Origin of the sequence: Tabrizicola fusiformis (assembly GCF_013328815.1) — a bacterium.
Classification (GTDB): Bacteria; Pseudomonadota; Alphaproteobacteria; order Rhodobacterales; family Rhodobacteraceae; genus Fuscibacter.
On the sequence record NZ_JABUHN010000008.1, the window covers coordinates 75952 to 89307 of the forward strand.

12 protein-coding genes are annotated in these 13356 nt (G+C 65.6%); 7 read left to right on the forward strand and 5 right to left on the reverse strand.

Annotated features, from left to right (window positions below; genetic code table 11):
• Nucleotides 1-68: 68 nt before the first annotated feature.
• Together HS053_RS13945 and HS053_RS13950 are read left to right on the forward strand one after the other, a co-directional pair.
• Nucleotides 69-1043: a hypothetical protein gene (locus HS053_RS13945; RefSeq protein ID WP_174211869.1), complete on the forward strand. Its 975-nt coding sequence runs from the start codon at nucleotides 69-71 to the stop codon at nucleotides 1041-1043.
• Between the two features lie 18 nt (nucleotides 1044-1061).
• Nucleotides 1062-2585, forward strand: a complete 1524-nt coding sequence (locus HS053_RS13950; protein ID WP_174211870.1) for a phosphate ABC transporter substrate-binding/OmpA family protein — start codon at nucleotides 1062-1064, stop codon at nucleotides 2583-2585.
• Here HS053_RS13950 and radC read toward each other — a convergent pair.
• The 5 genes from radC to HS053_RS13975 form a co-directional block, all read right to left on the reverse strand.
• Nucleotides 2557-3324, reverse strand: a complete 768-nt coding sequence (gene radC, locus HS053_RS13955) for a RadC family protein (protein ID WP_174211871.1) — start codon at nucleotides 3322-3324, stop codon at nucleotides 2557-2559. The genes HS053_RS13950 and radC overlap by 29 nt on opposite strands.
• A gap of 75 nt (nucleotides 3325-3399) precedes the next feature.
• Nucleotides 3400-4554 (reverse strand): molecular chaperone DnaJ, encoded by a 1155-nt coding sequence (gene dnaJ / locus HS053_RS13960; protein ID WP_174211872.1) that lies wholly within the window; start codon nucleotides 4552-4554, stop codon nucleotides 3400-3402.
• A gap of 69 nt (nucleotides 4555-4623) precedes the next feature.
• Nucleotides 4624-6531: a molecular chaperone DnaK gene (gene dnaK / locus HS053_RS13965; protein ID WP_174211873.1), complete on the reverse strand. Its 1908-nt coding sequence runs from the start codon at nucleotides 6529-6531 to the stop codon at nucleotides 4624-4626.
• A 217-nt stretch (nucleotides 6532-6748) separates the two neighbouring features.
• Nucleotides 6749-7333 (reverse strand): SH3 domain-containing protein, encoded by a 585-nt coding sequence (locus HS053_RS13970; RefSeq protein WP_347233332.1) that lies wholly within the window; start codon nucleotides 7331-7333, stop codon nucleotides 6749-6751.
• Nucleotides 7330-8151, reverse strand: a complete 822-nt coding sequence (locus HS053_RS13975) for an ABC transporter permease (RefSeq protein WP_174211874.1) — start codon at nucleotides 8149-8151, stop codon at nucleotides 7330-7332. The genes HS053_RS13970 and HS053_RS13975 overlap by 4 nt, the downstream gene beginning before the upstream one ends.
• Before the next feature lie 131 nt (nucleotides 8152-8282).
• On the opposite strand from HS053_RS13975, the gene cysQ reads away from it, so the two are divergent.
• The 5 genes from cysQ (at nucleotide 8283) to HS053_RS22605 (ending at nucleotide 13307) form a co-directional block, all read left to right on the forward strand.
• A complete protein-coding gene (gene cysQ, locus HS053_RS13980; RefSeq protein ID WP_174211875.1) occupies nucleotides 8283-9059 on the forward strand; it encodes a 3'(2'),5'-bisphosphate nucleotidase CysQ in 777 nt (258 codons plus the stop codon).
• A complete protein-coding gene (locus HS053_RS13985) occupies nucleotides 9056-9844 on the forward strand; it encodes a 3-deoxy-manno-octulosonate cytidylyltransferase (protein ID WP_174211876.1) in 789 nt (262 codons plus the stop codon). The genes cysQ and HS053_RS13985 overlap by 4 nt, the downstream gene beginning before the upstream one ends.
• Nucleotides 9841-11058 carry a glycosyltransferase family 2 protein gene (locus HS053_RS13990; RefSeq protein WP_174211877.1) on the forward strand — a complete coding sequence of 406 codons (1218 nt, stop codon included), beginning with the start codon at nucleotides 9841-9843 and terminating at the stop codon, nucleotides 11056-11058. The genes HS053_RS13985 and HS053_RS13990 overlap by 4 nt, the downstream gene beginning before the upstream one ends.
• Before the next feature lie 171 nt (nucleotides 11059-11229).
• Nucleotides 11230-12123 carry a UTP--glucose-1-phosphate uridylyltransferase GalU gene (gene galU / locus HS053_RS13995; protein ID WP_174211878.1) on the forward strand — a complete coding sequence of 298 codons (894 nt, stop codon included), beginning with the start codon at nucleotides 11230-11232 and terminating at the stop codon, nucleotides 12121-12123.
• 2 nt (nucleotides 12124-12125) lie between these two features.
• Nucleotides 12126-13307, forward strand: coding sequence for a glycosyltransferase (locus HS053_RS22605; protein WP_174211879.1), 1182 nt, complete (start codon nucleotides 12126-12128; stop codon nucleotides 13305-13307).
• Nucleotides 13308-13356 lie beyond the last annotated feature (49 nt).

Here is a 13356-nt window from a genome sequence, read left to right on the forward strand (position 1 = left end):
CTTTTGCCACGCCGCCGCCGCGTTTGACCGCCATCTTCGGCCTGTCAAATCGCCTGATGGGGGCAAACATGGACTTGAAACGCAGAATCGCAGGCGTTGCCGCCGTGGCGGCCATCGCGCTTGGCGCCGGGCATCTGGTGCATAGCCGCTCGGCGGGCAAGGCCCCGGCAGAGCGCCCCGCCGCCGAGTTGCGGGAAAAGCCCAAGGCGGTGCAGACCGTCGCCGCCGGACCCGAGGCCACCGCCCCGGCGCCTGCCCCGACCCCCGATCCCGCCCTGACCGCAATCACCCCTGCGGTGCCGGTTGCACCACCAGCGCCCGCGCCGGTCGAGACCGCGCCGGTTCTGGCCGAGGTGCCAGCGGCCCTGCCCGATTGCACCGCCACGCTTGACCTTGTGCCGGAACCCCGGGCGATGATCGGCGTCACCCTTCTGGCCCGCTGCCACGAGAATGAGCGGGTGATCCTGCAACATGCCGGTTTGGCCGTCACCGCGATGACCACCGCTTCGGGCGCGCTTTTCACCGGCCTGCCGGGCCTTGAGACCGAGGCAAAGGTGACCGCCGTTTTCGTTGACGGCAGTCGGGTTGAGGCGCAGGTGAGCCTGCCCGATCTGGCCGCACTGCGCCGGTTTGGCGTGCAGTGGCAGGGTGACGACGCTTTTCAGCTTCACGCCTTCGAAGGCGGGGCCGCCTATGGCCAGCCGGGCGATCTGTCGGCGGCCAACCCGCGCACCCCGTCCGAGGCGCTGAAAGCCGGCCAAGGCTACATCACCCTCTTGGGCGATCCGGCGGCACCGGCGCCGCTTCTGGCCGAAATCTATACCTTCCCCGCCGATCCTGCCGCCAAGGCCGATGTCGTGGTCGAGGCGGGGGTCAGCAAAGCCACCTGCGGCCGCGAAATTCTGGGCGAAACGCTGGCCTCGCTGGGCGGCAAGGCCACGGTGACCGAGTTGACGCTGGCGATGCCGGATTGTGACGCCGTGGGCGACTATCTGGTGTTGAAGAATCTTGCCCCCCAGATGAATATCGCCGCCGCGAACTAGAGGTCGGGCGGGCGTTTGATGAAAGCCATTGCAAGACGCGCGGCAGGCTTTGCCGCGCTTCTTTTTATCTTTGCCGGGCCGGCGGTGGCGCAGGATGTCACCCTGACATCGCGCGACGGTGCGCTGGCCATCTCGGGCAGGCTGCAGGGCTTTGACGGCGAGTTCTACCGCGTGGACAGCGCCTATGGCCCGCTGACGGTGGACGCCGCCGGGGTGATCTGCGACGGGCCGGCCTGCCCCGATCTGACCGCGCCGAAATCGGTGATCCGCATTGTCGGCGCCGCCGATCCGGGGCGCCAGATGCTGCCGCCGCTGATCGCCGCCTTTTCGCGGGCGCAGGGGCTGATCCTGACCCCCGCGAGAAGGCCCGAGGATGCCACCGTGCTGGTTGATCCCGCCACCGGCAAGATCCTTGCCGAATTCAGCTTTCGCCCCCTGCCCCCGTCCGAGGCCCGCTCGGAAATTCTGGCGGGCCGTGCCGAGCTGATGCTCGCCGCCGCGACCGAGCCCGATTTCGGCAGCCGTGCCGTGGCGCTGGATGCGCTGATACCGATCATGGCGCCCGACAATCCGACGCCCGGCATTTCCACCCCCGACCTTGCCCGCGCGCTGGCCGGAGAGGTGGCGAACTGGGCCGAAGTGGGCGGCCCCGACATGCCCCTGGTGCTGCATGGGTTGACCGCCGACAGTGACCTTTCCGCAGCCCTTGCCGCCCGGTTGGGCCGTGAAAGTGCAGCGACCGTCACCCACCGCGACCTTGCCAGCCTGGCGGAAGCCGTGGCGCGCGACCCATGGGCGCTGGCCGTCACCGGCCGGGCCAGCGCGGGGCCCGCCAAGCCGCTGCCGCTGTCGGACAGTTGCGGCTTTCCCCTGCTGCCCGACCCGCTGGCGGTCAAGGCCGAGGATTACCCGCTGACCCTGCCGGTCTATCTGCTGACACCACGCCGCCGCCTGCCGCTGGTGGCGCGCGAGTTTCTTGAGTATCTGGCCACGCCGCAGGCGCAGGTCGCGGTGGCCGAGGGCGGCTATATCGACCGCGGCCCGGCGCGCGAACCGCTGACCCGCGACGGGCTTCGCCTGATCAACGCCATTCAGGGCGCGGGCGACGAAACCACGCTGGACGACCTCAAACGGCTGGTGAACCTGATGGACGGGGCCGAGCGGTTGTCCTTCACCTTCCGCTTTCAGGATGGATCAACCGAACTGGACCGCCATTCGCAACAGAACCTCGCCGATCTGGCCCGGTTGCTGGAAGCTGGGCAATTCCGCGACGAAACGCTGATCCTCGCCGGTTTCTCGGATGGGTCAGGGGTGGCGGCGGCCAATCTCGACCTGTCGCGGGACCGGGCACTGCGCGTGCTGCTGGCGCTGAATGCCGCAGCGCCCGGCCTGACCGAAGCGCAACTGCCCCGGATCGAAGCCTTTGGCGAGGCGCTGCCGATGGCCTGCGACGAAACCGCCGCCGGGCGGCGCCTGAACCGGCGGGTGGAGTTGTGGCTGAAACCAGCCTTCGTCAAAGATACCCCTCGGACCGGAAACTAAGCTCACGGCTTTTGCCGATGATCAGATGGTCATGCAGGGTGATGCCCAGCACCTGCGCCGCCTCCTGCACCTGCATGGTCATCGAAATATCGGCCTCCGAAGGCGTCGGATCGCCCGAAGGATGGTTATGCACAAGGATCAGCGCGCTGGCGTTCAGTTCCAGCGCCCGCTTGACCACCTCACGCGGGTAGACCGGCACATGATCAACCGTGCCGCGCGCCTGCTCCTCATCCGCGATCAGCACATTCTTGCGGTCAAGGAAGAGGATGCGGAACTGCTCGGTCTCGCGGTGGGCCATGGCGGTGTGGCAATAGTCCAGAAGTGCGTTCCACGAGGACAGCACCGGCCGGTTCATCACCCGGGCCCGCATCATCCGCTGCGCTGCCGCCTCGACGATCTTCAGTTCCAGCACCACCGCCTCCCCCACGCCCTTGACGGCCATGAGACGGGCGGGGGGCGCCGTGACCACACGGTTGAAATCGCCGAACGTGTCGAGCAAGAGCCGCGCCAGCGGTTTCACATCCTGTCGGGCAATCGCCCGGAACAGCACCAGTTCCAGTAACTCGTAATCCGGCATCGCCGCTGCCCCGCCGTCCATGAAGCGGCTGCGCAGGCGTTTGCGGTGATCGAGGATATAGGAGGGGAGCTTGCCAGGGAGGGCGCTGGCGACCGCCTCATCCTCATCCCCCGGCGGGGGGAAGAGGGGGAGGGCCTGTTCGTGGAAACCGGGATTCGCCATGCCCCTAGTCTGGCGCGGCATTGGTGAAGGAAGGGTTAACGTCGGGTGAAGTCAGGATGGGCAATATTGCCCATCCTACGCGCCCTTCATCCCGTCCCAGAAGCCCTTGACCTTGGAAAAGAAGCTCGTCCCCTCGGGGTGGTTCTCTTCCGACAGGGCCTCGAACTCGCGCAGCAATTCACGCTGGCGGGCGGTCAGGTTCACCGGGGTTTCCACCGCCAGCTCGATCATCATGTCGCCCACGCCGCCGCCGCGCAGGGCAGGCATCCCCTTGGCGCGCAGGCGCATCTGCTTGCCGGTCTGGCTGCCCGCAGGCACCTTCACGCGGCTCGCGCCGCCGTCGATGGTGGGCACCTCGACCTCGCCGCCCAGCGCCGCCGCGGTAAAGCTGATCGGCACGCGGCAGAACAGGTTGGTACCGTCGCGTTGGAACAGCGCGTGGTCCCTGACCTCGATGAAGATGTAAAGATCGCCCGTCGGCCCGCCGCGCAGGCCCGCCTCACCCTCACCGGCCAGCCGGATGCGGGTGCCGGTTTCCACCCCGGCCGGGATGTTGACCGACAGCGAACGCTCTTTCTCGACCCGGCCGTGACCGGCGCAGACCTTGCAGGGGTTCTTGACGATCTGACCGGCGCCGTTGCAGGTCGGACAGGTCCGCTCGACCGTGAAAAAGCCCTGCTGCGCTCGCACCTTGCCCATGCCCGAACAGGTCGGGCAGGTCACCGGCTCGGCGCCGCCCTCGGCCCCCGTGCCCCGGCAGGTGTCGCAGGCGACCGAGGTCGGCACCGAGATCGTCTTCTGGACGCCCTTGTAAGCCTCTTCCAGCGAAACCCGCAGGTTATAGCGCAGGTCCGACCCGCGCTGCGCCCGCGCCCGGCCCCCGCCGCCGCCGCGCCCGCCGCCCATGAAATCGCCGAACAGATCCTCGAACACATCCGAGAAAGCGGAAGCGAAATCGCCCTGCTGGCCGAAACCGCCGCGCTGTCCGCCGCCGCCGCCACCGCCTTCAAAGGCGGCATGGCCGAAACGGTCATAGGCCGCCTTCTTGTCGGCGTCCTTCAACACGTCATAAGCCTCGTTCACTTCCTTGAACTGGGCTTCGGCGTTGGGATTGTCGGAATTGCGGTCGGGGTGCAGCTCTTTGGCTTTCGTGCGGTAGGCTTTCTTCAGCTCTTCCGCCGAGGCCCCTTTGGCCACTCCGAGAGTTTCATAGTAATCGCGCTTTGCCATGGGAAAACCCCGTTGAGGGGAACGCAGGGGACGGCCCGTGAGGCCGTCCCCGGTTGGTTCCCAAGCGGATTATTTCCGCTTGTTGTTGCCCATGTCCTCGAAGTCGGCGTCGATGATGTCATCATCCACATCGCGCGGACCCGGCTCATCGCCACCATCCGAAGCATCGGCTTGCGCCTTGTAGATGGCTTCGCCCAGCTTCATCGCGGCTTCGGTCAGGTTCTGGATGGCACCCTTGATCTTGCCGACTTCCTCGCCTTTCAGCGCCTCTTCCAGCGGACCCATGGCCAGTTCGATCGCCTCGACGGTCGAAGGATCAACCTTGTCCGAATGCTCGGCCAGCGACTTCTTGGTCGAGTGCAGCAGGCTTTCGGCCTGATTCTTGGTCTCGACCAGATCCTTGCGGGCCTTGTCGGCTTCGGCATTCGCCTCGGCGTCCTTGACCATCTTCTCGATGTCTTCGTCCGACAGACCACCCGAAGCTTGGATGGTGATCTGGTGTTCTTTGTTCGTGCCCTTGTCCTTGGCCTTCACCGACACGATGCCGTTGGCGTCGATGTCAAAGGTGACCTCGATCTGCGGCATACCGCGCGGGGCGGGCGGGATGTTTTCAAGGTTGAACTGGCCGAGCATCTTGTTGTCGGCGGCCATTTCACGCTCGCCCTGGAACACGCGGATCGTCACGGCGTTCTGGTTGTCTTCGGCGGTCGAGAAGATCTGGCTCTTCTTGGTCGGGATCGTGGTGTTGCGGTCGATCAGCCGGGTGAACACGCCACCCAGCGTTTCGATGCCCAGCGACAGCGGGGTCACATCCAGCAGCACCACGTCCTTGACGTCGCCCTGCAGCACGCCGGCCTGAATGGCGGCACCGGCAGCGACGACCTCATCGGGGTTCACGCCCTTGTGGGGCTCTTTCCCGAAGAACTTGGTGACTTCTTCCAGAACGCGGGGCATCCGCGTCATGCCGCCGACCAGAACCACTTCGTCGATGTCGCCGGTGGTCACGCCGGCGTCTTTCAGCGCAGCCTGACAGGGCTTGATCGACTTCTTGATCAGATCTTCGACCAGCGATTCCAGCTTGGCACGGGTCAGCTTCACCACAAGGTGGAGCGGCTGGCCGGTGTTCTTGTCCATCGAGATGAACGGCTGGTTGATTTCGGTCTGCGTGGCCGACGACAGTTCGATCTTGGCCTTTTCAGCCGCCTCTTTCAGGCGTTGCAGCGCCATCTTGTCCAGCGACAGGTCAACGCCATGCTCTTTCTTGAACTCATCCGCGAGGTAGTTCACGATCCGCATGTCGAAGTCTTCGCCACCCAGGAAGGTGTCGCCGTTGGTCGATTTCACTTCGAACAGACCGTCGTCGATTTCCAGAATGGTGATGTCGAAGGTGCCGCCGCCAAGGTCATAGACCGCGATGGTGCGGGTCTCTTTCTTGTCGAGGCCGTAAGCCAGCGCAGCCGCTGTCGGTTCGTTGATGATCCGCAGCACTTCCAGACCGGCGATCTTGCCCGCGTCCTTGGTGGCCTGACGCTGGGCGTCGTTGAAATAGGCCGGAACGGTGATCACCGCTTGGGTGACCGTTTCGCCCAGATAGCTTTCAGCGGTTTCGCGCATCTTTTGCAGAATGAAGGCCGAGACCTGCGAGGGCGAATATTTCTCGCCGCGCACTTCGACCCAGGCATCGCCATTGCCGCCGTTGACGATCTTGTAGGGCATGTTCTTCTGGTCTTTGACGATCACCGGATCGTCATAGCGCCGCCCGATCAGGCGCTTGACCGCAAAGACGGTGTTGGCGGCGTTGGTGACCGCCTGACGCTTGGCGGCCTGGCCGACAAGGCGTTCGGTTTCCGTGAAGGCAACGATGGAGGGCGTGGTGCGCGCGCCTTCCGAGTTCTCGATGACGCGGGGCTGTGCGCCGTCCATGATGGCGACGCAAGAGTTGGTCGTCCCGAGGTCAATACCAATGACTTTGGCCATGTGTGGTCCCTTTCCTTCGGCGATGTTCGTGGGTCGGAACCCGTAACGGCATTCCCACCCGATCCCATGTGAGACCCGGAAGGGCGGCCGCCCGTTCCGGCTTCCGGGCGTATATAGGGGGGCAATTTTGGGGCTGCAAGCGGGGCAGGCGGCGGGAATGTGACGAATCCGCAGCAATAGCGCGTTTCAGGAAAAAACAGCGGGTTTCGGCGGCAGTTCAGGGCATGAGGGAACAGCAACCTTGCAGAACGGCGGGCGCATCACCCAGGCGGTAAAGCTTGATCGCAATGCCAAAGACGCGGTCCGACATGCCATCGCTGCATTGCCCGCCAGTCAGGGTGGCGAATCCGTCCGGCAGGGCAAAAGCAGCCTCCTGCCGCCAGTCCTCTCCGGGCCAGAGCGTGGAGAGGGTGGTGAAGGCATCCCCGGCTTCGGGCGTGGAAAAGACGGCAACCCGCGTTGCCGGTTCAACCCCCAAGGACCAGAAAGGCTCGGACCCGAGGCAGCGCAGCGGCTGTGTCAGGGCAAACCATTCGGCACCCGGCTGCCGGGCGAGGAACGACAGTTTCACCCAACCCGCCCCCTCACCCGTGCTGACCAGACCCCAACCGCCCTGTTCTGCCACCACCTCGACCCCGGCGGCATCGGGCGGCAGGCTGCCAAGGATGGCGGCCCCGGCCGAAGGTTCGGCCCGGATGTTCAGAACATCGCCCGCCGCAACCCCGGTCACCCGGAAAAGACCCGGAAGACTCTCTGCACCCGCAGGGCCAGCCAGCATCAGGGCAAGGGCAATCCCCCTCACCGCCCCGCGCTCCAGCTTGCCGAGGCGCGCTTGGCGGTGAACTGCTCGCCCATCAGGCCGACCACGACCAGCACACAGGTTACGATGATCGGGTAATTGATCGAGCTGTAATGCGGCGTGTAGTTCAGGAACATGAAGCCGCGGGTCTGGTCGATCACATGGAACAGCGGGTTCCACATGAAGAGGTGCAGAATATGCATCGGCGTGGCATTGGCGAGGAACAGCTTGCCAGAAAACACCATGTTCGCCCGCGTATAGGCCGTTGTCGCCAGACCGAAGAAATCCGGCGCCCAAGGGGTGACCGCCTTGAACACGATGCCGATGGCGCAGCCCGAAAGCCAAGCCAGCAGATACATGCAAAGCACGCCCACCGGCTGATCAATTGAAATCGGGTTCCACAGCACATGATAGGCGAAGAGGATCACCGCCGCCGACAGGGTTTGCAGATAAAGCGCGCTGATCGCCGCCGAAGAGATCGAGACGATGGTATTCATCGGCGCGTGTTTCATCATCGAGGCGGTCGGCCCGTCAGACCGGGCGACGGCGCTGATCGACTTGGTATGCGTCATGAAGCTGAAGATGCCCGACATGATGTAAAGCATCCGGTCGCCGCGCACCGGGGCGTTGGTGTTGCCAATCAACTGCGACAACAGGAACATGATGCCAATGCCGATCATCGACTGCAGGATCGAGGTCAGCAGCCCGATCACCGCATTGCCATGGGCCTTGCGGACATGACGGACAGATGCGTGGAAAATAAGCTCGAACAGCGCCATGGCGCGCTGAAATCCGCCCTTCCTGATCTCTGGCCGAAACATCCGCTCTTCCTCTGCCGCGCCTCTGGATCTTATGCACCGGGAAATCTTGCCGTTCCCTTTCCAAGCGAGGATAAGATGGAAGCTGGATTTAATCAACGTTGCGGGCCGCCGGCCCCGCCATGGGAGCGTTTATGGATTTCGACCGCCTGATTCCCGTCATCCGCCAACTGGCCCTCGACGCCGGGGCGCGCATCATGGAGGTCTATAACGGCCCCGATTTCGCCGTGAAGTCCAAGGATGACAGCAGCCCCGTGACCGAGGCGGACGAGGCGGCGGATGCGATCATCTCGGCAGGGCTGCGCGCCGCGTTTCCCGATGTCGTTCTGATCACCGAAGAACAGGCGGCCAGCCACGCCCTGACGGCGCAGACCTTTCTGATCGTCGATCCGCTGGATGGCACCAAGGAATTCGTGCAGCGCCGTGGCGATTTCACAGTGAACATCGCCTATGTGCAGGACGGCGTGCCGGTTCGGGGCGTGGTCTATGCGCCTGCGCAGGGGCGGCTGTTCTACACCCGCGCCGATGGTGTGGCGGTTGAGGAACTGGCCGATGGCACCCTGCGCCGGATTGGGGTTTCCAGCCCCGACAATGCCGCGCTGATGGTGGTGGCCTCGAAAAGCCACCGCGATCAGGCGACGGATGACTACATCGGCAAGTATGCCGTGAAGGACATGAAATCGGCGGGCAGCAGCCTGAAATTCTGCCTTGTCGCCACGGGCGAGGCCGATCTTTACCCCCGCCTTGGCCGCACCATGGAATGGGACACCGCCGCAGGCGATGCCGTGCTGCGCGGCGCGGGCGGCCATGTGGTGCGCTTTGACGACCATACGCCGCTGGCCTATGGCAAGGCGGGCTGGGACAACCCGTTCTTCATCGCCTATGCGCCCGGAGTGACCTTGCAGAAATGAGCGTCCTTATCGCCATCCCCGCCCGCTATGCCAGCACCCGCTATCCGGGCAAGCCCTTGGTTTCGCTCAAAGGCCCCGATGGCGACAAGACCCTGATCCGGCGAAGCTGGGAGGCGGCGGTTGCGGTGAAGGGCGTGGACCGCGTGGTGGTGGCCACCGATGACGCCCGCATTGCCGATCATGCAACGGGCTTTGGCGCCGAGGTGGTGATGACCTCCTCCACCTGCCAGAACGGAACCGAGCGTTGTGCCGAAGTGGCGGCCCTTCTGCCCGGCTTCGACGTGGTGGTGAACCTGCAAGGCGATGCGCCGCTGACGCCCGCCTGGTTCGTCGAGGGGCTGGTGGCGGGCCTTCTGGCCGACCCCGAGGCGGATATCGCAACCCCGGTGCTGCGCTGTGACGGGCGGGCTGTGGCCGGCTTTTTGGCCGACCGCCGCGCGGGCCGGGTCGGCGGCACAACGGCGGTGTTCGGCGCCGGGGGCCGCGCGCTCTACTTTTCCAAGGAAGTGATCCCCTATACCGGCAAGACCTATGCTGACGAGGAACCGACCCCGGTGTTTCACCATGTCGGCGTCTATGCCTATCGCCCTGCCGCGCTGCGGGCCTATCCCGGCTGGCCCGTCGGCCCGCTGGAAACGCTTGAAGGGCTGGAGCAGCTTCGGTTTCTGGAAAACGGCCGCAAAGTGCTGTGCGTCGAGGTTCAGGCGCAAGGCCGCCAGTTCTGGGAATTGAACAACCCCAGCGACGTTCCGGTGATCGAGGCGATGATGGCCGCGATGGGATGACTCCGCCCGTCGCCAGCGTGATCGTGGTCAGCCGCCACCGCGCGGCGGCGCTGCATTGCTGTCTGGTGGCGCTGGCCCAACAGGACCACCCGAATTTTGAGGTGATCGTGGTGGCAGACCCCGGTGGTATCGCCGCCGCCCGTGCCACCGGGCTGGCCCTGCGGCTGGTGCCGTTCGACCAGCCCAACATCTCGGCGGCGCGCAATGCCGGGCTGGCACTGGCCGCCGCGCCGGTTGTGGCCTTCATCGACGACGATGCCACGGCGGAACCGACATGGCTGTCGCGGCTGACGGCGCCGTTTCACGATCCGCAGATCGGTGCCGCCACCGGCTTTGTCCGGGGGCGCAACGGCATCTCGCGGCAATGGGGCGCAGCTTGGGTGGACGGCGAGGGACAGGACCATCCGTTCGAGCTGGCCGAGACGGGCGGTGTCTTTGCCCCCGAAGCGGGCCGCGTGATCAAGACCCAAGGCACCAATTGCGCCTTTCGCCGCGATCCCCTGCTGGCCATCGGCGGTTTTGACCCGGCCTTCCGGTTTTATCTGGATGAGGTGGATGTGAACCTGCGGCTGCAGGCGGTGACGGCGGTGGTGCCGCTCGCGCAGTTGGTGCATGGCTTTGCCGAAAGTGCCCGGCGCCGGGCCGATCGGGTGCCCTTGTCGCTGCATGATATCGGCGCTTCGACGCAATGTCTGTTGCGCCGTCATCAGCCCCAACCGACAGCGGCGGCCATCGCCGCCCTGATTGCGGGCCAGAAGGCGCGCATCGCCGCGCTGCGGGCCGCCCGGCGGATCACGGCGGCCGAAGCCACGGCGCTGCTGCAAAGCCTGATGGACGGGCTGCATGACGGCGGCAGGCGCCCCTTGCCACCCCTGCCGCCCATCCCGCCCGCCACCGGCTTTGCCCCGCTGCCCGGAACCGGGCCGCGCCCCGGGCTGGTTCTGACCGGGCGCTTCTGGCAACGCCGCGGCCTGTTGGCCCGCGCGGGTCAGGCGGCCAGGGCCGGCGCCATCGTGACGGTGCTGTGCCTGTCCCCAACCGCCAGACCGCATCGCCTGACGCTGACCGCTTCGGGGGTCTGGCTGCAGGAGGGGGGGCTGTTCGGGCGCTCGGACCGGCGCGGCCCCCGCTTCCGGCTGGTCCGGTTCGGCACCCGCATCGCACAGGAACTGGGCTGGTTGGCAAAATGTCGCCCGATATCAGGTTCTTCCTGACGCAATTGGACGAAAACGCCTGAAACTCCCCCTCCGCAATGGGATTGTTCTATGCTATTGGCTGTGCATTGACGGGCAAAGCGCAACGCATGTTGCCAGCCGGCAGCCCGCCTCCCCGCCCTGGCAACCGTGCCAGAGCGCAAATCAATTGAGCAGTTCGAGAGCAAGCGAATGAGCAAAAGGAAAGTGACGAAGGCTATCTTCCCGGTCGCAGGACTGGGAACGCGCTTTCTTCCCGCCACCAAATCGATTCCCAAGGAAATCATGACGCTGGTTGACCGCCCGCTGATCCAATATGCGATCGACGAGGCCCGCGCCGCCGGCATCAAGGAATTCATCTTCGTCACCTCGCGCGGGAAATCCGCGCTGGAGGATTACTTTGACCGCGCGCCCGAGCTGGAATCCTCGCTCAAGAAAGCCGGGAAAGAGCAGTTGCTGGATATCCTCAAGGATACCAACATGGATTCGGGCGCCATCGCCTATCTGCGTCAGGACCGCCCGCTTGGCCTTGGCCATGCCGTCTGGTGTGCCCGCCGGATGATCGGGAACGAGCCTTTTGCCGTTCTGCTGCCCGATGATGTGATCGCGGCCGAAAAGCCCTGCCTGCAACAAATGGTCGAAGCCTATGAGCAGACCGGCGGCAACATGGTCGCCGCGATGGAGGTTCCGCCGGAAAAGGCCAGCGCCTATGGCGTTCTGGACATCGGCGAGGACATGGGCTCGATCGTCAAGGCCAAGGGCATGGTCGAAAAGCCCAAGGCGGAAGAGGCCCCGTCGAACCTTGCGGTGATCGGGCGCTATATCCTGTCGCCCAAGGTGATGACCAACCTCAACAAGATGAAGCATGGCGCGGGCGGCGAGATTCAACTGACCGACGCCATTGCCGAAGAGGTCGCCAACGGCGAGGTCTATGGCTTCCGCTTCCGGGGGCAGCGCTATGACTGCGGCTCGAAGGCGGGGTTCCTGCAGGCGACCGTGGCCTTTGGCCTTGCCCGGCCCGACCTGCGGGACGAGTTCAACGCCTATCTGCATGACATGGTGGCGCTGCAAAAGGCGGCGCAGTAACGGTGCCTGCCACCCGGCTTCTGGACCTGACGCGACTGGTGTCGCGTCTGGGCCGGGGGCCGATGACCGGCATCGACCGGGTCGAGGCACAGTGGCTGACCCATCTGGTGAACGGGGAAAAGCCCGCCTTTGCGCTGATCCGCAGCGCGGCGGGCTTTTTGCTGCTGGATCGGGCTGGAATGGCGCGGCTTCTGGACAGCGCGCTGCCCGCGCGGGGGGATATCCTGTCGCGGTTGGGCCATCGCCGTGACCCGCTGCGCGCCCGGGCCGAGACGCTGGCGCGGCGGCTGTCGCTGGCGCGCTGCCTGCCGAGCGGGCTGGCGCGGATGCTGCGGCGGCACCTGCCGCAGGGCGGGGTCTATCTGAATGTCGGGCACAGTAACCTGTCGGACCGCAGCCTTGCGGCGATCCGGGCGGCAGGGATGCGGGTAATGGTAATGATCCACGACACCATCCCGCTGGACCATCCGCATCTGGCCCGCGCCGATACCGTGGAACCATTCCGGCGCAAACTGGCCGCCGTCGCCACCCATGCCGACCGGGTGCTTCACCTCACTGAAGACACCCGAACCCGGACGGAAGCGCAACTGGCCCGGCTGGGCCGGATACCGCCGGGCATCGTGGCGCCGATCGGTGTGCGTGTGGCCGCGCCCGCGCCCCTGCCCCCCGGGCTGCACCCGGTTGCCCCGTGGTTCGTCGCCCTGGGCACGATCGAGCCGCGCAAGAACCTTGGCCTGCTGCTGGACGCCTGGGACCGGCTGGACCCGGCACCACAGCTTTACATCATCGGCAACCGGGGCTGGGCCGACGCGGGGCTGCTGGCCCGGCTGGATGCGCTGCCGTCGGATGGGCCGGTGCGCGTGCTGTCCGGGCTGCCGGACGGGTCGGTCACAACGCTGCTTTCAGGCGCGCGGGCCCTGCTGTTTCCCAGCCTTGCCGAGGGGTTCGGCCTGCCGCCGCTGGAGGCCGCCGCCCTTGGCGCCCCCGTCATCGCAGGGGAACTTGCCGTCACGCGCGAACTTCTGGGCGACTATCCGGTTTACCTGCCCCTTGGGGACAGTTACTCTTGGGCAGAAACAATCGCAAGGAAGGCGGCCGAACCGCCGGGTGAAGGCGTGCAGGGGTGTGGGGTGCGGATTCCCCGTTGGGAAGATCATTTCAAGATCGTCTTAAGCGTTGCATGATACTTCGGACCGGATGGGAACGGCCGCAACCGGAAGAGCAGGGATTTGA